General features: G+C 50.1%; 32 protein-coding genes. 3 read left to right on the top strand and 29 right to left on the bottom strand.

The features are described 5' to 3' along the window. Positions 1-134 precede the first annotated feature (134 nt). The 23 genes from BMY11_RS08195 to BMY11_RS08095 all read right to left on the bottom strand — a co-directional run bounded on the left by BMY11_RS08195 (position 135) and on the right by BMY11_RS08095 (position 16,944). Positions 135-860, bottom strand: coding sequence for a hypothetical protein (locus BMY11_RS08195; RefSeq protein WP_090573986.1), 726 nt, complete (start codon positions 858-860; stop codon positions 135-137). 30 nt (positions 861-890) lie between these two features. Further along, positions 891-1,238: a 2Fe-2S iron-sulfur cluster-binding protein gene (locus tag BMY11_RS08190; RefSeq protein WP_090573985.1), complete on the bottom strand. Its 348-nt coding sequence runs from the start codon at positions 1,236-1,238 to the stop codon at positions 891-893. 39 nt (positions 1,239-1,277) lie between these two features. Next, positions 1,278-1,853, bottom strand: coding sequence for a nucleotidyltransferase domain-containing protein (locus BMY11_RS08185; protein ID WP_090573984.1), 576 nt, complete (start codon positions 1,851-1,853; stop codon positions 1,278-1,280). An 18-nt stretch (positions 1,854-1,871) separates the two neighbouring features. Further along, the gene (locus BMY11_RS08180) at positions 1,872-2,168 is read right to left on the bottom strand and encodes a 2Fe-2S iron-sulfur cluster-binding protein (RefSeq protein WP_090573983.1); all 297 of its coding nucleotides are present in this window, start codon (positions 2,166-2,168) and stop codon (positions 1,872-1,874) included. 49 nt (positions 2,169-2,217) lie between these two features. Then, positions 2,218-2,397: a DUF2768 family protein gene (locus BMY11_RS08175; RefSeq protein WP_090573982.1), complete on the bottom strand. Its 180-nt coding sequence runs from the start codon at positions 2,395-2,397 to the stop codon at positions 2,218-2,220. Between the two features lie 187 nt (positions 2,398-2,584). Continuing rightward, complete coding sequence (locus BMY11_RS08170; protein ID WP_090573981.1) at positions 2,585-2,869, bottom strand: stage VI sporulation protein F; 285 nt, start codon at positions 2,867-2,869, stop codon at positions 2,585-2,587. A 112-nt stretch (positions 2,870-2,981) separates the two neighbouring features. Continuing rightward, positions 2,982-4,007, bottom strand: coding sequence for an NAD(P)H-dependent glycerol-3-phosphate dehydrogenase (locus BMY11_RS08165; RefSeq protein ID WP_090573980.1), 1,026 nt, complete (start codon positions 4,005-4,007; stop codon positions 2,982-2,984). Between the two features lie 9 nt (positions 4,008-4,016). Beyond that, positions 4,017-4,613 carry a glycerol-3-phosphate 1-O-acyltransferase PlsY gene (plsY, locus tag BMY11_RS08160; RefSeq protein WP_090573979.1) on the bottom strand — a complete coding sequence of 199 codons (597 nt, stop codon included), beginning with the start codon at positions 4,611-4,613 and terminating at the stop codon, positions 4,017-4,019. A 77-nt stretch (positions 4,614-4,690) separates the two neighbouring features. Next, on the bottom strand, positions 4,691-6,013 hold the full coding sequence (der, locus tag BMY11_RS08155) for a ribosome biogenesis GTPase Der (RefSeq protein ID WP_090573978.1): 1,323 nt from the start codon (positions 6,011-6,013) through the stop codon (positions 4,691-4,693). 147 nt (positions 6,014-6,160) lie between these two features. Continuing rightward, positions 6,161-6,340 (bottom strand): capping complex subunit for YIEGIA, encoded by a 180-nt coding sequence (locus BMY11_RS08150; protein WP_090573977.1) that lies wholly within the window; start codon positions 6,338-6,340, stop codon positions 6,161-6,163. Then, positions 6,333-7,280, bottom strand: a complete 948-nt coding sequence (locus BMY11_RS08145) for a YIEGIA family protein (RefSeq protein ID WP_090573976.1) — start codon at positions 7,278-7,280, stop codon at positions 6,333-6,335. Before BMY11_RS08145 ends, BMY11_RS08150 begins: the two co-directional genes overlap by 8 nt. 3 nt (positions 7,281-7,283) lie before the next feature. Then, the gene (locus tag BMY11_RS08140; RefSeq protein WP_090573975.1) at positions 7,284-7,910 is read right to left on the bottom strand and encodes a YphA family membrane protein; all 627 of its coding nucleotides are present in this window, start codon (positions 7,908-7,910) and stop codon (positions 7,284-7,286) included. A 140-nt stretch (positions 7,911-8,050) separates the two neighbouring features. After that, on the bottom strand, positions 8,051-9,295 hold the full coding sequence (gene rpsA, locus BMY11_RS08135) for a 30S ribosomal protein S1 (RefSeq protein WP_090573974.1): 1,245 nt from the start codon (positions 9,293-9,295) through the stop codon (positions 8,051-8,053). Between the two features lie 148 nt (positions 9,296-9,443). Next, positions 9,444-10,022 (bottom strand): lysophospholipid acyltransferase family protein, encoded by a 579-nt coding sequence (locus tag BMY11_RS08130; protein ID WP_090573973.1) that lies wholly within the window; start codon positions 10,020-10,022, stop codon positions 9,444-9,446. A gap of 3 nt (positions 10,023-10,025) precedes the next feature. After that, positions 10,026-10,721, bottom strand: a complete 696-nt coding sequence (gene cmk, locus BMY11_RS08125; protein WP_090574447.1) for a (d)CMP kinase — start codon at positions 10,719-10,721, stop codon at positions 10,026-10,028. Between the two features lie 124 nt (positions 10,722-10,845). Next, positions 10,846-11,022, bottom strand: coding sequence for a hypothetical protein (locus tag BMY11_RS28820; protein ID WP_177182558.1), 177 nt, complete (start codon positions 11,020-11,022; stop codon positions 10,846-10,848). Positions 11,023-11,120: 98 nt separating this feature from the next. Further along, positions 11,121-11,774, bottom strand: coding sequence for a flagellar brake protein (locus BMY11_RS08120; protein ID WP_090573972.1), 654 nt, complete (start codon positions 11,772-11,774; stop codon positions 11,121-11,123). A 120-nt stretch (positions 11,775-11,894) separates the two neighbouring features. After that, positions 11,895-13,229 (bottom strand): germination protein YpeB, encoded by a 1,335-nt coding sequence (gene ypeB, locus BMY11_RS08115; protein WP_090573971.1) that lies wholly within the window; start codon positions 13,227-13,229, stop codon positions 11,895-11,897. Positions 13,230-13,333: 104 nt separating this feature from the next. Next, on the bottom strand, positions 13,334-13,492 hold the full coding sequence (locus BMY11_RS28815; protein WP_177182557.1) for a hypothetical protein: 159 nt from the start codon (positions 13,490-13,492) through the stop codon (positions 13,334-13,336). Positions 13,493-13,542: 50 nt separating this feature from the next. Next, a complete protein-coding gene (gene prsW, locus BMY11_RS08110; RefSeq protein WP_090573970.1) occupies positions 13,543-14,238 on the bottom strand; it encodes a glutamic-type intramembrane protease PrsW in 696 nt (231 codons plus the stop codon). An 87-nt stretch (positions 14,239-14,325) separates the two neighbouring features. Beyond that, positions 14,326-15,567 carry a Glu/Leu/Phe/Val family dehydrogenase gene (locus BMY11_RS08105; RefSeq protein ID WP_143069237.1) on the bottom strand — a complete coding sequence of 414 codons (1,242 nt, stop codon included), beginning with the start codon at positions 15,565-15,567 and terminating at the stop codon, positions 14,326-14,328. Positions 15,568-15,727: 160 nt separating this feature from the next. Then, positions 15,728-16,333, bottom strand: a complete 606-nt coding sequence (locus BMY11_RS08100; protein WP_090573968.1) for a genetic competence negative regulator — start codon at positions 16,331-16,333, stop codon at positions 15,728-15,730. A gap of 272 nt (positions 16,334-16,605) precedes the next feature. After that, positions 16,606-16,944 (bottom strand): hypothetical protein, encoded by a 339-nt coding sequence (locus BMY11_RS08095; RefSeq protein WP_090573967.1) that lies wholly within the window; start codon positions 16,942-16,944, stop codon positions 16,606-16,608. A 180-nt stretch (positions 16,945-17,124) separates the two neighbouring features. On the opposite strand from BMY11_RS08095, the gene BMY11_RS08090 reads away from it, so the two are divergent. Beyond that, positions 17,125-18,132: a polysaccharide deacetylase family protein gene (locus tag BMY11_RS08090; protein ID WP_256217357.1), complete on the top strand. Its 1,008-nt coding sequence runs from the start codon at positions 17,125-17,127 to the stop codon at positions 18,130-18,132. On the opposite strand, the gene BMY11_RS08085 is transcribed toward BMY11_RS08090, so the two are convergent. The 3 genes from BMY11_RS08085 to BMY11_RS08075 are packed head-to-tail and all read right to left on the bottom strand — an operon-like array spanning position 18,098 to position 19,822. Continuing rightward, complete coding sequence (locus tag BMY11_RS08085) at positions 18,098-18,946, bottom strand: metallophosphoesterase (protein ID WP_177182556.1); 849 nt, start codon at positions 18,944-18,946, stop codon at positions 18,098-18,100. The genes BMY11_RS08090 and BMY11_RS08085 overlap by 35 nt on opposite strands. Positions 18,947-18,991: 45 nt before the next feature. Continuing rightward, complete coding sequence (locus tag BMY11_RS08080; RefSeq protein ID WP_090573965.1) at positions 18,992-19,231, bottom strand: hypothetical protein; 240 nt, start codon at positions 19,229-19,231, stop codon at positions 18,992-18,994. Further along, positions 19,232-19,822, bottom strand: coding sequence for a CPBP family intramembrane glutamic endopeptidase (locus BMY11_RS08075; protein WP_090573964.1), 591 nt, complete (start codon positions 19,820-19,822; stop codon positions 19,232-19,234). Between the two features lie 167 nt (positions 19,823-19,989). On the opposite strand from BMY11_RS08075, the gene BMY11_RS08070 reads away from it, so the two are divergent. Further along, a complete protein-coding gene (locus BMY11_RS08070; RefSeq protein ID WP_090573963.1) occupies positions 19,990-20,910 on the top strand; it encodes a hypothetical protein in 921 nt (306 codons plus the stop codon). Positions 20,911-20,926: 16 nt separating this feature from the next. On the opposite strand, the gene BMY11_RS08065 is transcribed toward BMY11_RS08070, so the two are convergent. Further along, the gene (locus BMY11_RS08065) at positions 20,927-21,253 is read right to left on the bottom strand and encodes a rhodanese-like domain-containing protein (RefSeq protein ID WP_090573962.1); all 327 of its coding nucleotides are present in this window, start codon (positions 21,251-21,253) and stop codon (positions 20,927-20,929) included. Between the two features lie 277 nt (positions 21,254-21,530). Here BMY11_RS08065 and serA point away from each other — a divergent pair, with 277 nt between their 5' ends. Beyond that, on the top strand, positions 21,531-23,123 hold the full coding sequence (gene serA / locus BMY11_RS08060) for a phosphoglycerate dehydrogenase (protein WP_090573961.1): 1,593 nt from the start codon (positions 21,531-21,533) through the stop codon (positions 23,121-23,123). A gap of 367 nt (positions 23,124-23,490) precedes the next feature. On the opposite strand, the gene BMY11_RS08055 is transcribed toward serA, so the two are convergent. Next, on the bottom strand, positions 23,491-24,906 hold the full coding sequence (locus tag BMY11_RS08055) for a HAMP domain-containing sensor histidine kinase (protein ID WP_090573960.1): 1,416 nt from the start codon (positions 24,904-24,906) through the stop codon (positions 23,491-23,493). After that, positions 24,907-25,623: a response regulator transcription factor gene (locus BMY11_RS08050; protein ID WP_090573959.1), complete on the bottom strand. Its 717-nt coding sequence runs from the start codon at positions 25,621-25,623 to the stop codon at positions 24,907-24,909. Positions 25,624-25,646: the final 23 nt, after the last annotated feature.

The raw sequence follows: 25,646 nt of genomic DNA, 5'->3' as shown, positions 1-25,646 counted from the left end.
ATATGAGAGAAAGACGAAACCTATGCATTAATCGATAAAGTTTCGCTGCCCCTGCTGTGAGAACTTTTTCCGCGAGCTAATAAAAAATGCTCCCGCCGTGATCGGCAGGAGCATCTGATGAGTTCGTGAACAGCTTACTTAGAAGCGGCTTGCGGCTCTCCATTCACCAGGTGATAAACAGGAGATTTGACCGGGACAAAATCGGAGTTGCCGACGAGAACATCACGCAAATCCTCACTTGCTGCTGGTTGTTTGCTCTCTTTGGAGAGCGCCTGCATAATGTCTGGCCCGTAGTCGAGGTAGACCGTTCCTTTGGCATCAAGCATCGGCGTAAGCGTACTGCCGGAGAACATGCTGCGTAGATCCGGCTCCTTCTCATCCAGTGTCTTGAAGTCGATCGTAGAGAAGCCTGGATACAGCTCCGTGCTTGCCGGCAGCTTGCCGCTATGGGCATCGCTATATGCTTTAATAGAAGCCTGCAGGTCATTTAATTGCTGATAGACCACGAGATTCATAAGCTTAACAGTAGGCTCGACATCCTCGTTTATGATTAAATAATAGTAGCTGCCGCCCTTCTCAAAGGCGGTTTCCGGCACGGTCGACACATACCCCATCCGCTGCAGCTTATCGAAATCGACTTTAAACTTCTCATATATCGGCGTGCTGGCTTCACTATTCTGCATAGGGAGCAAGCCCGTATCTTTCTGATATTGGTCAATTACGGCTTGTACATTCATTATTGCGTCTTTCGGCGGCTTCTGATACTGGCCCAGCCTATCCTTCGGATACAAACAACCGGACAGCATGACAGCCATACATAGCATTACAATGGCTGCAGCCGCGCTTCGAGTCCCTCTCATGGTGCGTTTATCCCCCTAGCCTCACCTAAATTACCACAATTCATCGTCTTCTGCTTGACGCATCATCTGCTTCCGGACTGCTGCGCGCAGCGGATCTTCCGGCACTTCTACAACGGTACGGCCGAACACTCTAGCCTGACAAGCGAGCCTTGTTCCGGAACGGTCAAGCCCCGCAAGCTTATGACGCTCATTGTCATTCAGCGGAGACAGTCCCGCAGAGCTATTCGGAGCTGTCACTTTGCACATGAGACATGCGGCCTTGCCATCGCATCTCGTGCGAATAGGCACACCTGCCCTTCTTGCGGCTTCCAGCACTGTCGTCCCTGCACGTACAGTTGCACTGCGTCCGGAAGGGAGAAACGTAATCGTCACGTTCAACGTAATCTCCTCGCTTCCTTATTCGTTCTTACATCCAGCTTACTGGATGAGTCGCTGTACATTCGCTACCATTCTTGACGATAGCTGATTTCTGGAGGCTATATACTGCACCGCCTCCGTGTGCTGATCCGGCTCGCGCCGAATCTGAGAAGCAATAAGCGCTACACGGTCTTCGCGCCCTCTCAGCATGTTGAACCACAGCTCATGTCCCAGAGGAACAATACCGAGCTGATAGTCACCTGCCTGAATGAAGGCTTGGCGCGCCGCTAACGTATCTCGAACTTCAACCTTATAACAGTCTTCGCCTGCCGTGACGACGAATCCGCCGACAAGCTCGACCTGAATTCCTTCAATCAGGTAATGGCTGAGCACCGAGCGATAGATCGGGCTCACAGATTGTTGCTGTTCATCGATGGCGTATGGCAGCAGCGCCTGATGGAGAACTGCCGCATCCGCTTCATCTGCGTATAGATCCAGGTCTCTGGGAAGTTTCTCAAGCTCCATTCCCCGCAGCAGCAGCCCTGTACTGCCGCCGATCTGCCACTTGGCCTCTGTTTCCTCGGCCGCTTCGGCAATTTTCTCAAGCGCACGGATGAATGGCGCAGCTTCGTTCATAACGTATCTCGTCCCTCCTCAGAAATAAGGCCGGTTCACAGCTACGATCGTGCCAGCACCAGGCTTAATGATAGCCTGACAGCTCAGCCGGTAGCCTTCCTCCAGCTCATGAGGCTCAAGACGGTCCCACTCTTCATCCGTCACTTCCTCCAGAAATTCCGCGCCAGCTTCAATTAAGCAGCGGCATCTGGCACAAGTGCCCCTCGTGCACGAAAATGCAAAATCAACATTATGCTTGATAGCAAGATCAAGCAATGACATCCCAAACTCCGCTTCAACCGTTGCAAGTTTCGTCCGGCCTTTCAATTCCAGCATGTATAACTCGTCCCTTCCACTCCATAACTAGTATGATCTAAGCTGCAAATTAGGCGATGGAGAATAGACCGAGTAACCCGCCAATTACAAGAAGCAGAAAAGCAGTCAACGAGAGAATCCCCCGCAATACGCCTTTCGTCTTCAGCCTTGCCAGCGAAATCATAACCGCTGCAATTGCCATTAAACCGATGCCTACAAAGGACACCCACATCTTCATCATTGGATCCATAATGCTTACGACCACCTTGTGCGCCAATTATTCATATTATTATAACACTTGTAGGGTTTGATCAGCTACTTTTGCTGTAAATTACGGGCGTCTGCGCAGAAGGCTTTTGTATAGAAAAAAGGACTTCCGCAGTAAGCGGACCTGGCAGCTGCCTAAGGCCGGTCGCTTCATACGAAAGTCACTACCATTACTTCTTAAGCAGCATAATCTTCATCAGCGTTTCGAGGTTACTCATATTCATGCCGCTTTTCTTCACGGCTCCAACGATATCGTTAATCGTTTTGTCCGTCACAGGCACTTTCGCCATCGCAGATACGCTCATAATCAGCTTCTTAAGCTCTTCTTCGCTTTGCATTGTATCTTCAGTCACGCCGCTGGCAAGCTTCTTCACTGCGCTCTCTGATACCGGCTTGCCAGTCTTCTTGTTGACAGCGCTCAGAACATCTTTGGAAAGATCCTTCTTACCGCTCAACTCAAGTCCCTCCTTCAAGTTTTTACAGCGTTAGGTAAAAACTTGCAATCGCTAGCCACCTGCCGTGAGGTGCTCCTAGCATCATATGAGGGAGGGATTGCAATGGTGTAGGCTATACGCCTGCCATGTCTTCTGTCTCGTGTGTGCGGCCACGGCCCATAAGCGACTCGACAGCGCTGCGTGGCGTCTTGTTCTGGAAGAGCACGGCGAACAGCTGCTCCGTAATCGGCATCTCGACGCCGTAATGATGCGCGAGCTCGCGCGCTGCACTTGTCGTGTGCACGCCCTCGACGACCATGCCCATCTTGCTCAGCACCTCGTCAAGCGAGAGCCCTTCCGCCAGCATGGAGCCTGCGCGCCAATTGCGGCTATGCTTGCTCGTACACGTGACGACAAGGTCGCCGACTCCGGCGAGCCCGGCGAAAGTCAGCGGGCTTGCGCCCATTGCCGTGCCGAGGCGGCTAATTTCCGCCAATCCTCGCGTCAGCAGCGCAGCCTTCGCATTGTCGCCGAAGCCAAGCCCATCCGTCAGCCCAGCGCCAAGCGCAATGATGTTCTTAATGGCACCGGCAACCTCAACGCCAATGACATCCTTGTTCGTGTAGACGCGGAAGTGGCGCGTAATGAACGCATCTTGCGCTTTCTCCGCGGCTTCTATGCTGGCAGATGCGACAACAACCGTTGTCGGCAGCCGTCTGACGACTTCCTCTGCATGGCTCGGGCCAGACAGAACGACAAGCCGCTCAATGGGGATTTGTAGTTCTTCCGCAAGCACAGTCGTCATCCGTTTGTATGTAACGGATTCAAAGCCTTTCGTCGCATGGACGCAAATCGCGTCAGGCTCCAAGAATGGCTGCGCCAGCCTTGCTACATCGCGCATCGCTGCGGACGGCGCTGCGAAGAGGACAAGCTCTGCTCCCGTAACGGCATAACTCATATCCGTCGTAGCCGTAATGTTTTCTGGTAGGATGGCATCATTCAAATAACGGCTATTCGTATGGCGTGTATTGATTTCATCGGCTTGCGCCTCACCTCGTGTCCACAGCGCAACGTCATACTGATTGTCTGCCAGAACTGTGGCAAGTGCCGTTCCCCAGCTGCCCGCAACGAGTACAGCTACTTTACGTTTCGTCGACATAGAGGCCTCCTACCCTTTTCTAGCACCAAGCTTGTTCTCTTTACCCTGCAGCAGCTTGACAATATTCGAACGGTGTCGAATGAATGCGAGAATACAAACAATTAAACCTGCCCACACATAGGACATCGGCTTATCGCTGACATTCCATATGAAAATGGGTATGAGCAGGGCAAAAATAAGCGAGCCTAGCGAGACGAAACGTGTAATCGCGATAATAATAATCGCAACGATACCGGCTATAAGCGTCGGGATGAAAGCAAGTGTAGCCATCGCGCCTACAGTAGTCGCAATGCCTTTCCCCCCCTTGAAGCCGAACCATACCGGCCAATTATGCCCGAAAATCGCCGCAAGCGCGCACAGCACCGGTCCCCAATCGCCGCCAGCCATGTAGATGCCGAGCAGAACCGCAACGACACCTTTTGCAATATCAAGCACGAATACTGCGATACCTGGGCCTTTGCCCAGTACTCGCAGCGTGTTCGTCGCCCCTGCGTTGCCACTGCCATGCTGGCGAATGTCGATTCCTTTTACCCATTTTGCAATTAATATGCTGAATGATAGCGAACCAACTAAATAACTAATGAGAATCGCAAGGACAGTAAACACGAATAATCGCCTCTTTCTTCATAAATGCAGCAAACTGGTGCCCCGTGAACGGGACACCAGAAACGGCCGCTGCAAAATTAATCTTCGTCTGATTTCTTTCTTGTGAAGATGCGGACAGGTGTACCTTCAAACTGGAAGGCTGCACGAATCTTATTCTCGAGGTAACGCTCATACGAGAAATGCATCATATCCGGATCATTCGCAAACAGCACAATCGTTGGCGGCTTCACAGCCACTTGTGTCGCGTAATTAATACGCAAACGTCTGCCTTTGTCCGATGGAGGCGGATTAATAGCAATCGCATCCGATACCACATCGTTCAAGACATGCGTAGGAATACGCAGCGCATGCTGCTCCGACACGTGCTGTACAACAGGCAGCAGCTTATGCAAGCGTTGCTTCGTCTTCGCCGAGAGGAATACAACCGGTGCGTACGTCATGAACAAGAAGTGATCGCGAATTGTCTTCTCGAAATTTTGCATCGTCTTGTCATCCTTCTCGACGACATCCCATTTGTTCACGACGAAGATCGCCGCTTTACCCGCTTCATGTGCGTAGCCGGCAATATGCTTGTCCTGTTCGATGATGCCTTCCTCACCGCTTATGAGCACGAGAGCGACATCCGCACGCTCGATCGCCTTCAAGGCACGCATGACGCTATACTTCTCCGTCGATTCGTACACTTTACCGCGCTTACGCATACCAGCTGTATCAATGAGCACATATTTCTGGCCATCACGCTCGAATGGCGTATCGATCGCATCACGCGTAGTGCCCGCTACGTTGCTGACAATGACGCGCTCTTCGCCGAGCAGCGCATTGACAAGCGAGGACTTGCCGACATTCGGCCGCCCGATTAGAGCAACACGGATGACATCGTCATCGTACTCGTCTTCCACTTCCTCCGGCAGCTTCTCGACTGCCGCGTCAAGCAGATCGCCGATGCCGATGCCGTGTGCGCCAGAGATCGCAACCGGATCACCGAAGCCGAGGTTATAAAACTCATAAATATCGTCGCGGCGGTTCAAGTTATCGACCTTGTTCACCGCTACTACGATCGGTTTGCGCGAACGAAGCAGCATCTGTGCCACTTCATCGTCCGCATGCGTCAGCCCAGCTTTCGCATCAACCATAAAAATAATAACATCCGCTTCTTCGATGGCAAGCTCCGCCTGCATTCGGACGGACTTCATAATTTCGTCTTCGCCGTCGATTTCGATACCTCCGGTATCGACAATACTGAACACACGGCCGTTCCATTCGCCGGAACCGTATAGACGATCACGGGTAACGCCAGGTTTATCTTCAACGATCGCGAGGCGATCGCCGATTACACGATTAAATATCGTAGACTTCCCCACGTTTGGCCGCCCAACAATGGCAATAATGGGTTTAGACATAGTTTCACTCCTCAAATTCTCTTGCCGACTATGATGATGAGACTTATGTGGCAACAGCAACCAATTTGTTTAGTAAAGATTGGGTACCTCAAATACTCACGCCTACCATCATAGCAAAAAACAGCGGGAATGGCTAACATTTCATGATTAGTGATGACTGACCAGAATAAAGCACCCGTTCTTTAAATCATGTACGGCCGCATCCAATATTTTCTCGAGCAGGAACGCGGTTGCCTCACGCTTCTCTTCGTCAGGCTCAACAAAGATTGGAGCGCCGCCGGCCACCTTCTCATGCTCCGTCGTAATAATCGCTACAATTTTACCCATGCTGCCGTTCTCCTTCCTGCTTATTCACGCTCGCCTCTGTTGGCATTCGCACCGCCGATTCCAGAATTGGCACTTTCTCTACGACCGCCCTTGCTTTCTCCGGATCCAGCTCATGGGGCAGCAGGAAGATCGCAAGACGACCGTCTCGCATATCAAGCTTCGCGAGCGGTACGAGTGCAGGCTCACCGTCGTCCCGATGAACGCCAAGTATCGTACACAGATCGAATAGAATCGCTTGCCGCTGGCCGAGATTGCTCAGCGTCGCCTTCCCATTCGGATTATACGGCTTCAGAATAATACCGAGGCCTCGCTCCGCAATCAGCTGCTGATTTGCTTTAAGTCCGACGTTCATCATGTAGATATCGCCGACGAGCAGATCCGGTCCGTTAACAACGACAGGCGCGACCTCCGCTTTCGCTATATGCGAGACAGACTTGCCTGATTTCAACCGATTGACGAGCAGCAGAGAGAGGATCCCCATAATAACGCCAAAAGGCAGCCCAAGCGACAACGAAGCTAAGCTGGTCAAGAGCGCAGATAGAATAACGAGATAGTTACGCCCTTCGAATACCATCGCAATTCCTTCGATATAGGTAGACCCGCGAGATACGAGCTCCATGCTGTCGATCTTCGTCAATGTCTCCCGCTCCATATTGCGGACATCGCGGAACTGCTGCGCTGCCAGCGTCAAGAACGTAATCGCCGTGAAATCCTTCTTATACATCGCCGGAACAGCTACTGCGCCAAGCGCCGCTGCGATTACACCAAGCGCTATATGTATAATGCGTCCATGTGGATACGTCGGGTATTGCCGGTAGTCCGATCGCAGCATCGAGAGTCGTGCAGTTATGCCAAAAGCAACCCCAAGCAAAATACCAAACAATACATGATGCGGATGGCCTGCTAACAATTCGGTCCAAATGTGTTTGAAATCAAACATCCGTTATGCGCTCCCTCCCCTTTCACCTCGGCCATCCAACATTCGTAGCGTCTTCTCTTTCAGCCAGTGCTTCACATTACCTGTCAATCTCGCAGCGCATAGAGCAATGACAAGTCCATCCCACCATGTTGCAGTACCAATAATAAGTGGTTTTGAGAGCGCAATTGGGCTCAGCAGTTGATTGCCTTCAGAGAGCACTGCGGCAAGTACAGTAATGATGAATTGGGTTTTAAACCGATCTGCGAGAAGCCCTGCGAACAAGCCAGCAAGAAGCGGACCATCCCAAACGGGATGTACGACGATAAACACAGGATCGATGCCATAGATGTAGCGCATCCACATCCACATAAATCCGGTCAACAGTGCGGAGAACAAGACAAAGAGCATCGCGCCGATATTTCGCATTGCAATCAAGAGTGCAGCAGCTAATGTCACAGCAAGCAATGCGCTGCCTGTAATGCCAGCAGCTTCGCCAATCGACAGCTGAACGTAGTGCAGCAGCAGAGCGAATAAGATAAAGTACACGATAGCCCGGTGCGGAACCCCATCAGCTACATGCTCCTTCCAGCCAGTCATGTACAAAATAGCCGCCATCGAAAGAAGCCAGAACGCAATAAATCCATCATTCACGATTGGTTTCACCTCATTGCCCTATTATGCGCTGCAAATGGTGAACCTAATCCAGTGCAGGGGCTATCAGGCAGCGACAACTATAAAATAAAAAAGAGCCGCCCCGCTAAGGGGCAGCTCTTTAAAGTAACTAAAGCCAATTATTTCAATTTGCTCAATTTATCGCCGAAACGTTCAGCAAGCGTGAAGCTCATGCTCTCGTTGCTAAGCGAAACGTTCGGGTTGTTCAGTTCGACTTTAGGCTGGCGAGGTGCGCGCTCGCCGCGTTCGCCGCGCGGTCTTTCTTCGCGAGGAGCTTGCTCAGGCGCTTCCTCAGTTTCTTTAATGCTGAGGGATACACGCTTCTCAGCAGGGTTGAAATCAAGGATCTTCGCTTTCACTTCTTGACCTTCTTGAACAACTTCGTTCGGAGTTGCTACATGACGGTGTGCAAGCTGTGAAATGTGTACCAAGCCTTCAACGCCAGGCGCGATTTCGACGAATACGCCGAAGCTCACAATACGGCGAACTGTACCAGTTACGATATCGCCGATATTGAATTGGCCGCCGGATTGCTCCCAAGGACCTGGTTGCGCTGCTTTGATGCTCAGGCTGATCTTACCGTTAGCCGGATCAACTTTAAGTACTTTCACGCGCACGGATTGGCCTTCTGCTACAACATCCTTCGGATGTGCAACATGCTGCCAGGACAGCTCGGAAACGTGAACGAGGCCGTCGATGCCGCCGATATCAACGAATGCGCCGAACGGAGTCAAACGTTGTACCGTACCATCAAGCTCTTGGCCAATTTGCAGGCCGCTGATGATGCTTTGTTTATTTTGTTCAAAATCTGCATCAAGAACTTCTTTCGCAGAAAGGATTACTTTGTTGTTTTCTTTATCAATTTCTTTTACTTTCACGCGAAGCGTACGTCCTTTGTAATCGCTGAAATCTTCTACGAAATGACGCTCCACCATGGAAGCTGGAATGAATCCGCGTACGCCAACATCGGCAACAAGGCCGCCTTTAACTACGTCAGCGACAGTTACTTCGAATACTTCACCGGAATCGAAGCGGCTTTGCAATGAATCCCAAGCGCGCTCGCCGTCGATTACTTTTTTGGAAAGAACGAGCTTTTCTTTCTCGTCGTCAATGCTTACAACTTTCAGTTGTACTTCTTGACCAACTTGAACAGCATTTGCTGCGTTGTCAAGCTGTACGGAGGAAAGCTCACGGAGGGGAATAACGCCGTCATATTTATATCCAAGGCTAACGAACACTTGGTTATCTTCGATTTTGACGATCGTACCATTAACGGTGTCCCCTTTTTTCAAGGACACGAAATTGTCCATAGCTTCTTGGCTTTCCTGACTTGCGGATTCTTGCACTTTTGTTTCTTCTGACATTTGAAATTACCTCCTCAGTTCATACCCCAACTTTATTTAAACGTGCAGCCTCAGATTGAAACACACCTCGCAGGAGCACCGTCTAAAACGCTAATAAACCAGCTTCGCCTTCCGACCCTAGTGGTCGGATGCGCTTCGCTCTTTGCAATTACCCTTCCTTCACCATCGAGCGAATTCTCGCCATAATAGTGTCGGTTACTCGCTCAAGCACATCAGATGATGAATCTTGAATAAAGGCCGTCATATCAATAGGCTTGCCATACTTAATGCGCATCTTACGGAATAAACAATAGCGACCGATAATGGCTACCGGGATTACGACAGCACCGCTTCGGAGCGCGATCATCGCGGCCCCTTTCTTGCCTGCACTGTTGTCACCCGCACTTCTTGTTCCTTCGGGGAAGATCCCCATCACATTGCCTTCCTTCAGCAGCGTTATCGCCGTTCGGATTGCATCCTTGCTGACACCGCCCCGTTTCACCGGAAATGCGCCAAGCGTCCTGATGAGCTTGCCTAAGAGCGGAACCTCGAAGAGCTCTGCCTTGGCCATATAATGGACCTTGCGTCTCAGCTTCGTGCCAACTGTCGGCGGATCAAACAGGCTAATATGATTGGAACAAAGAACGACTGGCCCATCGGCAGGTATGTTCTCCATCCCCGTCGCTTCAAATCTGAAACAAACGGCGTAGATGATGCGAAGCAGGCCACGGCAGATGTTGTATATCATAGTTTACTTCGCCTCCACCGTTTTGGTTCGGCATAAGTCTAGAATAACTGTGACAACTTGGTCAATCGACAGCTCTGTACTGTCAACAACTACAGCATCCTTCGCACAAGTTAGCGGAGATATCTGTCTGCTCTCATCGCTCCGATCACGTTCGGCGATTTCTTTCTCCAGTTGTTCAAGCGGCACAACCTCGCTCCCGCTGAGCTCCTGGAATCGGCGAAGCGCTCTAACTTGAACGCTTGCGATAAGAAACACCTTCACTTCCGAATTCGGGAGCACATGTGAACCAATATCCCGTCCATCCATGACAATGCCTTTCATTGCTGCAAGCTGCCGCTGCATCTCAACGAGTTTCATGCGAACTGCTTCATGAGATGCGATCTCAGATACCTGCAAGGTAACTTCACGCGATCTGATCGCTGTCGTAATATCCTCGCCGTTCAAGCGGACAAGCTGTCCGTCTGGCCCTGGCTCGAGTGCAATCTCAACTGTTGTCATGAGCTCTGACAGCCTTGCCGCGTCACTAGCCGGAATGCCGGCCCGGTTCGCTGCGTAAGCGACTGCCCGGTACATCGCGCCTGTATCTATGTAGACATATCCTAACTGCTGCGCGACTTTACGGGCGACGGTGCTCTTGCCTGCACCTGCTGGACCGTCGATCGCCACATTAATGCGGCTGCTCATGTTTCCCCCATCCATGCCCAACTTCTGTTGCCTCCTTGACTGTAACCTTGCGCGAATCGCCATTAAAAAAGCAGGCTCTGCCTGCGATAGTAAAAATTATACCACAGCACAAACCCAAGTGCAAAGAACGAGATGCTTGCTAGAAGGGGGTTCCTTCCAGCCGATCAACGCCCGTTACCCATAATCGAACCGCTGGAATTTGCAGTGCGAGCTGGCTTAAGAGGATTGCGGCAAGCAGCACAATAATGATCATTATTAGTACTTTCGTCATGTTATCGAAGGCGGCCTCATAATGCTTCTGAGATCGGTCATCCATGGAACTAGCCTCCTCGTATTCGAAGCACTACTCGAGATTAAGGCTAGCTTTTCCACACGTGGCAAACGTTATGCACGAAGTTCATGCACTTATATGTACTATCTCTTGCGGAAATCCAGTTGGCGTTCAAAGCAATAACGAATAATGCGCTGTCTCTCGCTGTCATTGATAGTCGAGAACTTCGCCATGATTTGATTCTTCCCGTTCTCGAGCGGCTTAACACGGACCACTTCCGCTTTGAACTGTGAGTGATCAATCGAGCCGTTCCGGTAAGGTACAAGCAGCCAGCAATCGAGATCCATGCCTTGCTTAATCGGCCACTTCCCATCTATTAGGAACGAAATCCCGCCTCCGCCGACATCGTCAGTCATCCCAAGAATACGGATTTGACTCGCCATCTTGATAGCGATTTCCAAATCAGCTGCAACACGCAAGAAGTTACGGCGCTGCACCTTCGTAATGGCATCCAGCTCCGGTTTGCGGATTCGGATCAGCTTAACGCCATCCTCCAAAAAGCCTAGGACATGACTGTTGAAATAGTTCTTTACGCCTTCTTCCGAGACGAAGTAAGCAGAAATCTCATCCCCAAGAAACAATCGTTTCAAGCGCCCCGTCTTCTCTAGGAGTGGCACTTCAATTAGCAACTCTTCCCCGTCAATATCAGCAATTCTGGACTTATACTCAATAGCCGCTTCCTCTTCATCGGAAGAAGCAACGTGCAAGAATAGAAACTGATTTATCTTTGGCAGCATCTAAGCTTCCCCCCTCCAATAGTTCGATTATATCATAGGCTGTCGAAATTTGGGGGAAGAGCCTGAAAATAAAGAAAGGACGCGCCCCCATGCAGGTGCGCGCCTTTTCTCCTCTTTTCATTATTCCGGCATTTGCTCGATAGACTCCTCGACACCAGTTACTGCATTCACGTAAATCTTGTACAACACACCATTAATATTGCCAACAAACTCATAGCAAAGCACTTCTTCACCCAAGTCGTTATCAATTAGCGACATTTGCTCCTTCTTCACCTTGAAGTCAGGATTTAGCACGGCGCGAGCTTCTGCGCTCATCACCTTCGGCTTCGGCAAGTTGCGTTTGTGATGCTCGTAGACATAATCCGCAGCCTGCAAGCCAACAGCTTCGCCGTTGTCGAGCGCGATCTTAACCGTCAGCTTCTCTGGATAGATCAGCACGCCATTCTGATTCGTCACACAGGTGAAAACAGCCGTCGAGTCATCCTTATCATACGTGATAGCTTTCATCTTCGGATAACCGTGTCTTGCGAGAAAATCAGCAGCCTTCTGCTTCGCCGTCTCGACCGAAACAATCGCTTTACTCACATTGCGCGGATTCTCGTACCAGATTAGCTGTGCGCCGCGCTGGGTGTAATCGAGCTCAATCGGATTGTCAGCGCCATTCTCTTTGTATGTAGCCGAGTATGACTCGTATTCTGTACCTTTGCCGTTCTCAACTACGCGAATGCCCTTCGGATCATCCAGCTTCAAAAACTTTGCTGCAAGCCGCTTGATATCCTCCGGAGTACTCTTCTTGCCTGCAAGCATCTTCACCGTACGTTTCTCATACATACTAGCAACCGAAGGACCCCAGTTGATTTCCGGATATTCGCTAACCTTCTTATCCACAGTTTTGAACCCATCGATTATCGTATTGTCCAGCGTCGATTTCTCGGTGGCTAGCGCAATTTCAACGTCCATCCAGCGCAAATTGTTCGCAATAACTTTATCCTGCACGCCGTAAAGCGATTTGGAGATGTCATCCGAGTCTTGGTACAGCGTCTTCAGCGTCTTAAACTCAGCAGGAGACAGCGGGCTCTTACTCAAATCCCGAACCGACGTTTTATAAGAGAAATTGGCGATTTTCGACAAAAATTCCTCTGTCTTGCTGAACGGCAGCAGCGTAAGCGGCAGTTGGTTAATCTCGTTCTGCGCCTCGCTCGTAAGCCTCCATACATTCACAAGCCCTTTCCGGTGGAACGCTTGAGACGTGCTGTTCACAGCCAGCGTATTGCCAAGCTGCCGATGCAGCTGATCAACATGGTAGGACAGATCATGAAATGCCCGCTGGTACTGGTTCTCAGCTTTAATCAGAATGGAGTTTTTCTCCTGATGCTCTTGATAGCCCCAATAGATCGAGCCGATGAAGAATAGCGTCATCACCGGAAAAAGTATAGCGCTCAATCGACGATACATATGGCAAAAGCTCCTTTCGTATGCAAAACCTGGTGTTAGTTTGGTTTGCCGAAAGGAGCTTTATTCATGTTTGGAAACATATCCTGTTCGCTGACTGGTATCAGCTATAATGCGACCTCTTCCACATCAAAATCATGGATGTTATTGCATAAGCATTGTTTGAAGCCGGTATCAATCTTGTCTTTCTCTCTGCGGCCTCGAAGAACGAACTTCTCTCCGCACAAATTGCACCGAATCGCCACTTTGACACGAGCCGAAATCATGGATACCTCCTGGGACTTTAATGCTTTTTCCCTTATTATGGACCGATATCCTAAAGCTTAATCTCTTCTTCGTGCCCTAACATTCGAAACGGCGAGCCTGCGTTAGCCCGGTTCATCTTCCGGACGCCTTTAATCCATAGATATATCATAAGCGGGACGATAAACCATGCCCAATACGTAGAGCCTGAGCCCATAATCCAGTCGTAGATGCCATGCTCCAAGAGAGGCACAGCGGCAGCAAGGATCAGAAATTGCAGCATCTTTGGCTTCTCCGCGAATTTTGCTTTTCCTAAATAGTAGCCCATCGTCACGCCAAACAAAGCATGCCCTGATACTGGCAGCAGCGCACGAATGATTAGCGAGCCTACTGTTGCCGGCTGAAACACCGCATAAAGTACATTCTCAACTGTCGCGAAGCCGAGCGAGATCGCTACGGCATATACAATGCCATCGTAAGGCTCATCAAACTCGGTATGATTAAAAATAATATGGTACAGCACGAACCATTTGACCAGCTCTTCCACGCCTGCCGAGATACCAAACGAGAAAAGGAACGGACTATCGCCAAGCCACAGCACGAGCCCTCTCTGAAGCACCATGATCGGCAGTACGATGAGTACGCCTAGCAGAAATACGCGAATAACCATATGAATAGGTTCCGCATCGTACCGGTCCTTCAAGTAGAAATACGTAAGCAGCGAAATGCCTGGCGCAACCGCAGCCGTTAAGATTGAGAAGAGCAGCATAAAAACGAATCACCTTCCGACGTAAAAACTTCTCGCGCGAGTAGCATCCTGCTCATGTAGCAACAAGCGGCTGCGCGTCAGGCTGTGTTATACCCAGCCCCGCAGCCGAACTGCTTCCGCCATTTTGCGCACACCTACCATATAGGCGGCAAGCCGCATATCCACTTTCTTCAGCATATGCAGATCATAAACACTATTAAAGCCACGGATCATCATGTCGCGCAGCTTGGAATCCACTTCAGCTTCAGACCAATAGTAGCCTTGATTGTTCTGTACCCACTCGAAGTACGATACAATAACACCACCTGCACTTGCAAGCACATCCGGCACAAGCAGGATGCCCCGCTCTGTTACGGTGCGTGTCGCTTCGAGCGTCGTTGGGCCGTTCGCGGCCTCGACTATAATTTTAGCACGAATTCGGTCTGCGTTGTCTGCCGTTATTTGGTTCTCGATCGCAGCAGGAACGAGCACGTCGCAATCCAGTGTCAGCAGCTCATCATTCGAGATCGTATTCTTGAATAGATTCGTAATGGTCCCGAACGAATCGCGGCGATCCATCAAATCTTCAATATCGAGTCCTTGCTCATTATACAACGCGCCGTTCACATCGGAAATACCTATTACCTTGGCACCTGCGTCATGCATGAATTTCGCCAAGTAGCTGCCGGCATTGCCGAAGCCTTGAATGACAATCCGCGATCCGACGAGCGGAATGTCTTTCTTCGCCATCGCCTCGTCGATCATAATGGCGACGCCTCTTGCCGTTGCGCTTTCGCGCCCCAGTGATCCGCCAAGCACGAGCGGCTTGCCGGTTATAAAACCAGGCGAATCGAATTCGCGGATCCGGCTGTACTCATCCATCATCCACGCCATAATTTGCGAGTTCGTCATCACATCCGGCGCCGGGATGTCCTTCGTCGGCCCTACGATCTGACTGATCGCTCTGACGTAGCCGCGACTAAGCCGCTCAAGCTCCCGGAATGACATTTTGCGCGGATCACAAATAATGCCGCCTTTGCCTCCGCCATATGGCAGATCGGCAATGCCGCACTTAATGCTCATCCAAATCGATAGCGCCTTCACTTCTATCTCATCGACATCCGGATGGAACCGGACGCCGCCTTTGGTCGGTCCTACTGCATCGTTATGCTGCGCCCTGAAGCCGACGAACACACGCGTCTTGCCATCATCCATGCGTACCGGTATCCGAACCGTCATCAAGCGCATCGGCTCTTTCAATAGCGCAATCATATCATCGCCATACCCAAGTTTTCGAAGCGCGTCTTCAATGACCGTTTGCGTCGAGGTCAATACATTGCTGTTCTCCATTCCATTCACAGGAATGTTCACCACCTTTTCCTTTGTAATATGAGCGGCAAAAGGTCAGGCTATGCGGTGAAACAAGAGTGCAGAAAGAAGCGCATAACAAACAAAAGCATCAGAACTACGGAAAAACCGCATTCTGATGCTTTCATTACATTGGACTGCATTAGAAATGAGTGCAAATTTCGAGAACGGCTTTGGCTGGCACGATCACTTTACCGTATTCTTCAAGAACAGCGGTCGTGATAGAAGTCGCCTCTCCGTACTCGGCTAGCAGCGCGATTATCGCATGATAGCGCGGCAGCTCAAATCCAACAGGTTCGAAGGCAAGCATATATTTACCGTTGTAGGCGTATAGACGTCCATCTTCGATCAGATCCGCAGCCTTCAGCTGCTTACTTACGGAGATGACATCCTCGATGTCCCGAAACGCGTAAAGAACGATGTCGCTTTGTTCAAGCGTTACTTCCATCTCGTATACGTCTTCATCGTTCTCATCTTCCTGGGTGTGATCCTCGTTCTTCCCGTTCACTTTGCCACGTGTCACGATAACGACCATTCCTTGAGCAGGCAGTGCGAACACTTCAACAGCAAGTGGACCGTTAGCGTCAAAACCGAGCTCACTGTAGGCTTGATCCATCATTTCACTGAATAGCTCGTGCACCTTCGGAATTTCGCGCCACATGTCTTCCTTCTGGATCCCCCGCTCCAGCAAGTCGTCGAACGTCAGGAATATACGTATTTTGTCTTGATTGAGCCGTTCGATTTTCATGATAGGATCCTCCTCTTCGAAAAGCATCTGCTTCGTTCTCGGAGCAAAAACTGTCTGCGAAAGCACACTGAACGTGAACGTGTATCTGTTATACACAGCGTATGAAGCAGCAGCTGTTTGAGTGATTAAATTGTGCTATGTAACTATGTTAGCATGTCTGTGGGTGGAATACTACTCGCCAATACAAAAAAAAGAATCGCTGCCTCGTCAATTGTTTATACGCAATTGAAGGGCAAAACGATTCTCTTTTCAGCACTTTATTTTGATTTTTTTTAATGAGGTTTCGCTGCTTCCGCTTTAATTTCATCGACCTGCTGCTTAACTCCTGGATCACTATTTAACAGCATCTCAATCTGGCTCCATGAATCTTTACCAGAACCGCTTCCTGCGGAGCCGCCTGTATGCTTTGGGACTGCATGCGACGCCTCGTGTGTAAATTGCCGGCTCATCATAGCACCCATTGCCTTACGTGTCATTCCGCGCGTCACTCCATTAAATGCTTGACCTGCAGCGCTGCTCGCCCAAGCGAACATACCGGGACGCTTTCTCGCTACATAAGCCGCGGCCGCCATACCAGCAAGACCTCCAATAACAAATCCGGTCAATCTCACTCGTCAAACCTCCTTATGCTATGCTGCTGTAAGGCTCGCGTATAGATTGCCCTAGGCAGGAACGTTCATCCCAGTACAAATAAAGGAAGTAGTAAAGTTCGTGACAAATTCGAAATATGATACAATGAGGGCATTGTTTTGGAAGCGAATGCAGCCATGGGCAACAGGAGGTTTACTTATATGCCGAAACGAAGTGCATACCAGATCAGTATCGTTACAATCGCGATGTTTCTAGCCTTGACTGGCTGCGGATCCGCGGGCAGCAACACGAAGACAGCTGTGAACAGCCAAACGAATGAAGCATCGGCTGGTTCCGAATCAACGAATACGAATACGACTTCAGAAACGAATCAGAAGCCTGTGGACAACAGCCAGACCGGCAATAATACCAGTCAAGGGACGACGAATCAAGGTAGTAATGGTCAAACGGGAACTTCGACTTCAAATAACGAAGGGACTACGAATACAGCGCCTACCGATATGAACCAACCCGACAAACAACCGGTAGCGGAAGCACCGAAGAAGCTGTACCAAATGAACAAAGTATACAGCTTCGTACCGATCGATAAGACAACGACTTCAAACAAAGTCGTCCTGCTTACTTTTGATGATGGGCCAAAGGCTGACAAGACGGTCACTGCCTTGCTGGATACACTAGATAAGCATAAAGCAAAGGCCATATTCTTCGTGAACGGCTACCGAGTAAAGGCACATCCTGAGCTGCTCAAAAAAATAGCCGATCGTGGGCAGACGATCGGCAACCATTCCTGGGATCATATCGACTTAAAGAAAGAAACGGAAGCTTCGGTGAAGAAGCAAATCGGAGATGTACAGCAAATTGTGAAAGAGGTCACCGGTAAGGAGCCAGTCTTCTTCCGTCCGCCGTTCGGCAATGGCAATGACTTCGTTAAGAGCGTCGTTCGCGGCCAAGGAATGCTCTATATGACTTGGTCAGATGGCTCGCTCGACTGGGACGCAAGTACGAAGGATAAACCGGACAAAGTCATTGCGAACGTGCTCGAGCAGCTTCATCCAGGCGTCAACATTCTTATGCATGAGCTGCCTTGGACAACAGAAGCACTGGATACGCTGCTAACGAAGCTCGAAGAGAAAGGTTATGGGTTCATCGATCCGGATACGATCGATCTTGCGCTTAATTCTCCCCCTGCCGCACAGACCGCAAAGTAATGCGATGCAGCTCTGGCGGGGTCATAAACCGGATCGGCAAGCCAGAGGTGCCGAATCCGCAGCTTACGAACAACCGGGTCAGCTTTGGCCCGGTTGTTTGCTTGCTCGCAAGCTCAAACCAGCCCCGCACATACGGCGAGTCGCTCTTCCTACGCAGGACAGGCCCGATGAACGGAAGTGCAATTTGCCCACCATGTGTATGACCTGCCAGGATAAGATCTACGGCTGCATCTTCAGGCAGCCTCGTTGCCAGAATCGGCGCATGAGCAAGCACAATGGTGCACAACTCGCCGCCATCCTCCGGCTCCCTAAGCGCATGCGACAGCCGATCCCGCCTTGTGCGCGGATCATCAACACCGACAAGTCGAATTCGCCTCCCGTCACGCTGCTCCAGCACGACCGATTCGTTCACGAGCACTCGGACGCGTTCCTCTGACAGCATTACTTCCAACGCTCTCATATCTTCATCAAAGTCATGATTGCCATAGACGAGATAGATCGGCGCGATACGTGCCAGCTTCTGAATATTGCTGCGGGTGCGTTCGAGCGGTACATTCCGTTCCCTAAGATCGCCGCCGATCAGCACCAAATCTGCGCCTCCGGCTGCAATACACTTCTCAATCATTTTCTCAGGGATTATGCGACGGTGAATATCCGAGATGAATAGGAGGTTCGTGCCATCGAACGACGCCGGAAGCCGCTCCAGCTCAGTGCTCTGCTCATCCAAGCGATACTTATAGGATAGAATGACGAATAAGACATAGAAAAGTAATCCAACTATAACAACCGTTGCGGCTGCAAGCAGAAATATCACAATCGTTAGCTCTCCTTTCAATTAGTAGAGAGAACCGCAAAGTCACTAAGAGTATTGTCGGCCCCACAAAAGCAGTCCAATCATTAACAGCACAAACAGACCAATTACGAAACGGAAGAACCACTTCGTCATTTGCTGTTTATTTGACGGATGAGCCTCCCTGCGTGAAGAAAGCTCCTTGTTCTCTTGTTCATTAACTGCACGTTGTTTCGTTGCCTTCTTATTCTTGCTTCTTGCTTGTTCTGGAACAGCATTTCGTCTGCCAAATTTCTCTACTCTGCTCATTTATGCCCTCCGAAAACGTATAACCAGGCCCATTATCAAATCAATCAAGAAGTGCGCTGTTATTGGCGCCCATAAGGTACCGGTCTTAATATAGATCCAGCCAAGCGCGTAGCTAATCGCGAACACAAGGCCAGTAGGAATCCAATGGCGAAGATAGCGGACATGGATTGTTGCGAAGATGATGCTCGTCCAATAGGGACCGATATGATACTGCACAGCTCCGCGGAACAGCGTTTCTTCACAAATCGCGACAGCGAGTGATATGACAGCGATATGCCATACTGGCCGATTGCCGAATATTCGCTCATTCACACCTCCGTCATCGTTTGCTTCTTCTGGAACAAACCTCGCTACAAGCAGATCCACTACGATTACTGCAGCGGCTAATCCGACTCCCCAGTACAGGTAGTCCAAGTGGCTCGCCTCGGAGAATAAAAAGAATGGATTTCGATGCTGAAATAATAGCCAGATAAAACCGATAACTAAAGTAATTGCCTGTGTGGCGTATAAATTTATAAGCAGCATTCGATCATCCAGTTGGTCTATGCTTATTGTTTTCAGCTTTATATTTCGAATGTCGAATTTCTTCATGTTCAGCTCCTGGCATGGAAGGTTGATATTGTTGATATTTCCTTTTCAAATCTTTTATCCTATACTTGTTTAGGACATCCGATTCATGTCGATCGTGCTAGATTCGTGGGAAGTCTATCAACCTCATTATACATATATATTTATTAATAGGACAAAGGGGATTCATAATGGAGAAACGACTAACACGTACCGAAATGTTCTTTAGCCTCGGGTTCCTATTCATGCTCATTGTCGCAGTTGGCGCCTTCTTTTATGGCGTACAGGTTGGATCAGACAAGACGGAAGCAAAGTTCGTTGAGAGCGCAAAGAGCTTATCCAGCAAAAGCACCAAGATCGGAAGCTATCAGCAGCAAGACCTCGTATCTTTCTATCATACTGTATTTTTGCCATATCGTGAATTTCAATCTGAATGGTTCGATACGATGCATAAGCTATCCACCTCGCAAATCAGCGATATCAGCTCTGCTCTGAAGGAGCTCGCAAGCATTGCGGATCAGAGATATAAAGAAGCCGAACAAGCGAGTGTTCCGAATAGCGCATCACTGCTTCAATCGGCGCAGCTTGATCTGCTCAAGAGCCTCAAGATGTTCAGCGAGAATGCGCAGCGTGCTGCCAGCTCTTCCAAAGATATGGAAGCAGGCGCGTTACTTAAAACACTCAAGAAAGATCCATATTATATAGACGGCGTCAAATTCGCATTAAGCGGTCAGCAGAATTATTATTCCGCGATGCAGAAGTGGGGCGCTTCGGTAGACCCGAACATCCCGAGCAGCTTTAGCGCTACTTCCTCAATCAGCCTCAAAGGCTGGAGTGCACTTCAGCTGACGATCAAGAATAAATTAATGGCCGATGAGTTGAACTCGCGTAAGCTGCTTGCACCATACTATCCACAAGATCTCACCGCACGCGTCGATCAATTCATCGGCTCGGGCCAAGCTGCTACTATGAATAAGCGAACAGTAGCATCTGTCGTCGACCTGCTTATTCGTACGGACGCTGTTCGTCAAGGAGATTTTGCTGAAAGCAAAGCGGAACTGTATGCCAAGCAATTGGTCCCGCAGCTGCCATTCTTCTTCCCAGAGAAATAACCACTTTAATAAAGCCTTAGTCGTACTGAAAGCCATCCAGAGAGGATACTGCAGCCATTCCGCCAACAACATTGGTGAGGTTGCCGTATCCTCTTTCACTTAAGTAACGGCAAACGGCAGCACTGCGTACGCCATGCGCACAAATAATGTAGACTGGCTTCTCCGTGCTAATCCGCTCTGAGCTTTCCTCGAAGGAGGATAACGGCATAAGCGTGCTTGGATCGAGGTGATAATAGTTCCACTCTTCCAGCTCCCGCACATCGATGATCTGATCATCGGTCAGCTTCCCGCTCTTGACCAGCTCCATGAAAGTCTCTGGTTTAATATTGCTCCACTGCTCCATGTTCATTTCCCCTCCCTAATTAGTTGCGTCGATCATAACGAAATTTTCACAATTGAGCAAGTTTTAGTCATTGCTTTTATAGTTCTTCTTGCTATAAAATAGTAAACAATTATGCAGCCTTGGCTTCAACATTAATCCGGTACAACATTAGCTTGACGTGTGATCGTGTGAATTGACCCTCACCTAAGCTGCTGCGATGTGCAATAGCTTTCAGGACGAGGGTCTTTCACTTCCACTATACATCCATCATACAAACGCTTTAGGAGGCAAATCCAACATGTTTAAAGTATTGGTATCAGATCCAATCAGCGATCTAGGCATTCAGAAGCTTATGGATGCAGATGATGTCATTGTCGACAAAAAGCCTGGATTAAGTGAAGATGAGCTAGTTGCAATTATCGGTGAATATGACGCACTTCTCGTGCGCAGCCAAACACGGGTTACAGCCCGTATTATGGAAGCCGGCAAAGCGCTCAAAGTTATCGGACGTGCAGGCGTCGGCGTAGACAATATCGACTTGGAAGCAGCTACTCAGCGCGGAATTATCGTTATTAACGCACCAGACGGCAATACGATTACAACTTGTGAGCATACGTTCGCGATGATGATGTCGGTAGCCCGCCACATTCCGCAAGCCTACCACAAGACTGTAGGCGGCGAGTGGGACCGCAAGTCGTTCGTAGGCGTTGAGCTTCGCGGCAAAATCCTCGGTGTTCTCGGCATGGGCCGCATCGGCAGCGAAGTCGCAAAACGTGCGAAAGCGTTCGGTATGATTATTTGGGGCTATGACCCATTCTTAACGGAAGAGCGCGCTGAGAAAATGGGCATTCGCCTATCCAGCGTTGATGAAGTCGTTCGTAACGCAGATTTCATGACGGTTCATACGCCGCTTACGCCGGAAACGCGCCACATGATCTCCCGCCCGCAATTCGAAGTGATGAAGAAGGGTATGCGCATCGTAAACTGCGCACGCGGCGGCATCATTGATGAGCTCGCGCTTGTGGAAGCAGTGGATCAAGGCATCGTTGCAGGCGCAGCGTTCGACGTATTCGAGGTTGAACCTCCGGCAGCGGACCATCCGTTCCTGAAGCATCCGAAGATCATCGTAACTCCGCATCTTGGCGCATCGACAGTTGAAGCGCAAGAGAACGTTGCGATTGACGTATCCGAGCAAGTACTTAACATTTTGCGCGAGCAGCCGTTCATGAATGCAGTGAACATGCCGCCTATCCCGGCTGACGTGCTGAACAAGCTGCAGCCTTACTTCGGTCTTGGCGAGAAGCTCGGAAGCTTCGTCTCCCAATTGATCGAAGGCGCAGTCGAAGAAATTACAGTTAGCTACGCAGGCGATCTATCCGAAGTCGACACGCAGCCGCTTACGCGTTATGTCGTACGCGGTGTGCTCTCTCACCACCTTGGCAAGGATCAAGTCAATGTCGTGAACTCGATGCATCTGGCAAAAGAACGTCACGTCAATATCGTTGTTCAAAAGTCGCACGTAGCGCGTGACTTCACGAACTCGCTCACTGTCGTACTCCGTTCCAAGACAGCAACTCGCCAAGTAACAGGCACGATGCTCACTGGTTATGGCCCACGCATCGTTCAGATCGACCGTTTCCCAGTCGATGTTGCGCCAGAAGGCAATCTCATTCTGATCTCGCACAACGATAAGCCGGGTATCATCGGTAACGTCGGTACACTGCTTGGCAACAACAACGTCAACATTGCAACGATGCAAGTAGGTCGTGAGCTGGTAGGCGGCTCTGCTATTATGGTGCTGACTGTTGACAAAGGTGCTTCCAAAGACGTTATTGCAGAGCTTGTGAAACTTCCTGATCTGAATAAAGCAAAAGAAATTAACCTCCTGTAAAATAAACAGCGCCGCCCTTCATCTGACGGGCGGCGCTTTGTTATAAGAAGTCGTGAGCGGGCGACTACTCATGAAAATGTTTCACGACCAACAAGATTTCTCTACTTCCTTCAACAAGAACCGACTTTTTAATTGTTGAAGCCGACCATCCATCGTCGTCCCGATCTCACGGTGCTCCGCCGTAGTAGCCTCTCAAGCACCTGACACGGTGTCTTGATCAGCTTGCACGAATATTTGGTCAGCGTGAATAGGATTATGCCTGTAGCAACCCATTGTGGCAGTCTGAGCCACCATATCCGTGGTCGTACATACGCCAGGTGCTTACCACACAGAAATAAAGCCGTTCCCGGAGGAACGGCTTTATTTCTTATTGCACTGGCAGCTTGATCGTAAATGTCGTTCCCGCTCCAAGCGTACTCTCAGCCTTGATCGTGCCGCGGTGCGACTCGATAATGTTCTTCACTATGGCAAGCCCAAGGCCTGTGCCTCCAGACGATGCGCCGCGCGTACGCGCTTTGTCCGCTTTGTAGAACCGCTCGAAGATGAACGGCAAGTCCTCATTCGGAATGCCTTCTCCTTGGTCCTTCACCTTCAGCTCTACATAAGGTTTATTGTCCACGGTAACCGAATTCGCACTTAGATAAATCTCGGCTTGCTTCGCTGTATGCCGAATCGCATTGTCGAGCAAATTTGTGAGCACCTGCTCAAGGCGGTCCTCATCCGCTTGCGTAATGACGAGCGGGCCTTCAGGCAGCTCATAGCTCAGCGAAATCTCCTGCTCTTTGGCGAGCACCTGGAACTTGCGGTGCACACGCCGTACGAGCACAGACAGATCGGTAGCTTCCAGCTTCATCTCAATGTGTCCAGCTTCCATGCGGGCTAGATCAAGCAAGTCTTTGACAAGCCGTCCCATACGAAGCGACTCTTCATAAATGACCTGCGCGAGCTCTTTGCGCTCTTCCGGCGAGCCTGCAATATCGTCCAGCAGCGCTTCGCTGTAGCCTTGCAGCATGGAGAGCGGCGTCCGAATCTCATGTGAGACATTCGCAACGAAATCACGGCGGAGCTTCTCGAGCTTCGACTCCTCCGTTACGTTCCGCATGACGGCCACTGCTCCGCGTACAGTATCGTTCGACTTGAGCGGTGCCATAACGACAGACCACACACCGCTCTGCACGTGGACTTTGTCCGTTAAATCTTTGCCCTCCCGAAGCACCTTGCGGAACAGCTCGAAGAGCGGTCCCGGCACTTGCGTCTGTGGACGATAATCCTCCGCCCACTCCAGCTCGTTCCACGCTTCGATGAGCTCTTGTCCATGCGGGTTCGCCAGAATGACCTGGCCTTCTGCATCGAAGGTAACTACCGCATCAGCCATACTGCGGTGAACGCTCGCCAAATGCTCCTTCTCGTGATTCAGATCACGGATGAGCGTGTCCAGTTCAGAAGCCATATGGTTGAACGTATTCGCCAGCTCGCCGATTTCGTCCGTCGAACGGATGGGAACCCGCGTCCGGTACTCACCTTGTGCGATCAAGTCCGCTGCTTTCTTCATTTGCAGCAGAGGCTGCGTGATCTTGGTCGATAGGAAGAACGCGAAGAACGTAGACAATAGAAATCCGATAATGGATGTATACACGAACAGCATCTTCACATCATGCGAATTCTTCTTGAACGCAAGATCTATATATTGCAGCAGGAACATGCCTAGAATAAGCAATACAACTGCAACGAGCACAATAATCGTAATCCACAGCTTGCCGACAACACTACGCCAAATCTTCACTTACTTCGGCACCTCTAGCTTATAGCCTACGCCCCAAACGGTAGTAATCATCATCGCCGCTTCCGGAGAAACTTTATTAAGCTTCTCGCGCAAACGCTTCACATGCGTGTCGACGGTACGAAGATCACCGAAAAACTCGTAGTTCCAGACGTCTTTCAATAGCTCTTCACGCGAGAACACCTTGTCCGGGGAAATCGCGAGGTAGTGCAGCAATTCATATTCTTTCGGCGTCAGGCTGACTTCCTGACCGCCTGCCATAACGCGATGCGCATCATGCTCGATGATGAGATGCGGGAACACAATGTTGTTGCTCGTGATCGCTTCCTTCGTCAGGAATGCCGTAGCCGATGAGCGGCGGAGGATCGCTTTTACCCGATAGATCACTTCGCGAGGGCTGAACGGCTTCACGACATAATCGTCAGCACCGACTTCAAACCCTTGCACTCTGTTCATCTCTTCGCCCTTGGCAGTCAGCATAATGACCGGTGTGGCCTTAATCTGGCGAAGTCTTGAGCACACTTCAATTCCGTCTATACCTGGCAGCATGACGTCGAGCAGAATGAGATCATAATCGTTCGCCGTTGCAAGGCGGAGCGCAGTTTCGCCATCTTCCGCTTCCTCAATGATGTACCCTTCCTTCTCCAGGTACATCTTAAGCAGCCTACGAATACGCTCTTCATCATCAACAACGAGAATACGGTGAAGTTCTTCTGACATGTCCCTCAAGTCTCCTCTCAAGT

The organism is Paenibacillus sp. OV219 (assembly GCF_900110075.1).
In the GTDB taxonomy this organism is placed as follows: domain Bacteria; phylum Bacillota; class Bacilli; order Paenibacillales; family Paenibacillaceae; genus Paenibacillus_Z.
The sequence above is the reverse complement of the archived record's forward strand: the minus strand, read 5'-3'. Positions and strand labels throughout refer to the sequence as shown.

Coding starts and splice junctions, on each gene's coding strand:
- BMY11_RS08075 (WP_090573964.1), bottom strand. CDS start 19,822: ATGAAGAAATTCGACATTCGAAATATAAAGCTGAAAACAATAAGCATA.
- serA (WP_090573961.1), top strand. CDS start 21,531: ATGTTTAAAGTATTGGTATCAGATCCAATCAGCGATCTAGGCATTCAG.
- rpsA (WP_090573974.1), bottom strand. CDS start 9,295: ATGTCAGAAGAAACAAAAGTGCAAGAATCCGCAAGTCAGGAAAGCCAA.
- BMY11_RS08120 (WP_090573972.1), bottom strand. CDS start 11,774: ATGCTGCCAAAGATAAATCAGTTTCTATTCTTGCACGTTGCTTCTTCC.
- BMY11_RS08185 (WP_090573984.1), bottom strand. CDS start 1,853: ATGAACGAAGCTGCGCCATTCATCCGTGCGCTTGAGAAAATTGCCGAA.
- BMY11_RS08065 (WP_090573962.1), bottom strand. CDS start 21,253: ATGGAGCAGTGGAGCAATATTAAACCAGAGACTTTCATGGAGCTGGTC.
- BMY11_RS08175 (WP_090573982.1), bottom strand. CDS start 2,397: ATGGATCCAATGATGAAGATGTGGGTGTCCTTTGTAGGCATCGGTTTA.
- BMY11_RS08080 (WP_090573965.1), bottom strand. CDS start 19,231: ATGAGCAGAGTAGAGAAATTTGGCAGACGAAATGCTGTTCCAGAACAA.
- BMY11_RS08165 (WP_090573980.1), bottom strand. CDS start 4,007: ATGTCGACGAAACGTAAAGTAGCTGTACTCGTTGCGGGCAGCTGGGGA.
- ypeB (WP_090573971.1), bottom strand. CDS start 13,229: ATGTATCGTCGATTGAGCGCTATACTTTTTCCGGTGATGACGCTATTC.
- BMY11_RS08050 (WP_090573959.1), bottom strand. CDS start 25,623: ATGTCAGAAGAACTTCACCGTATTCTCGTTGTTGATGATGAAGAGCGT.
- BMY11_RS08090 (WP_256217357.1), top strand. CDS start 17,125: ATGCCGAAACGAAGTGCATACCAGATCAGTATCGTTACAATCGCGATG.
- BMY11_RS08195 (WP_090573986.1), bottom strand. CDS start 860: ATGAGAGGGACTCGAAGCGCGGCTGCAGCCATTGTAATGCTATGTATG.
- BMY11_RS28820 (WP_177182558.1), bottom strand. CDS start 11,022: ATGGATGACCGATCTCAGAAGCATTATGAGGCCGCCTTCGATAACATG.
- prsW (WP_090573970.1), bottom strand. CDS start 14,238: ATGCTGCTCTTCTCAATCTTAACGGCTGCGGTTGCGCCAGGCATTTCG.
- BMY11_RS08180 (WP_090573983.1), bottom strand. CDS start 2,168: ATGCTGGAATTGAAAGGCCGGACGAAACTTGCAACGGTTGAAGCGGAG.
- BMY11_RS08100 (WP_090573968.1), bottom strand. CDS start 16,333: ATGAAAATCGAACGGCTCAATCAAGACAAAATACGTATATTCCTGACG.
- BMY11_RS08145 (WP_090573976.1), bottom strand. CDS start 7,280: ATGTTTGATTTCAAACACATTTGGACCGAATTGTTAGCAGGCCATCCG.
- der (WP_090573978.1), bottom strand. CDS start 6,013: ATGTCTAAACCCATTATTGCCATTGTTGGGCGGCCAAACGTGGGGAAG.
- BMY11_RS28815 (WP_177182557.1), bottom strand. CDS start 13,492: ATGATTTCGGCTCGTGTCAAAGTGGCGATTCGGTGCAATTTGTGCGGA.
- BMY11_RS08150 (WP_090573977.1), bottom strand. CDS start 6,340: ATGGGTAAAATTGTAGCGATTATTACGACGGAGCATGAGAAGGTGGCC.
- BMY11_RS08070 (WP_090573963.1), top strand. CDS start 19,990: ATGGAGAAACGACTAACACGTACCGAAATGTTCTTTAGCCTCGGGTTC.
- BMY11_RS08130 (WP_090573973.1), bottom strand. CDS start 10,022: ATGATATACAACATCTGCCGTGGCCTGCTTCGCATCATCTACGCCGTT.
- cmk (WP_090574447.1), bottom strand. CDS start 10,721: ATGGATGGGGGAAACATGAGCAGCCGCATTAATGTGGCGATCGACGGT.
- BMY11_RS08105 (WP_143069237.1), bottom strand. CDS start 15,567: ATGGAGAACAGCAATGTATTGACCTCGACGCAAACGGTCATTGAAGAC.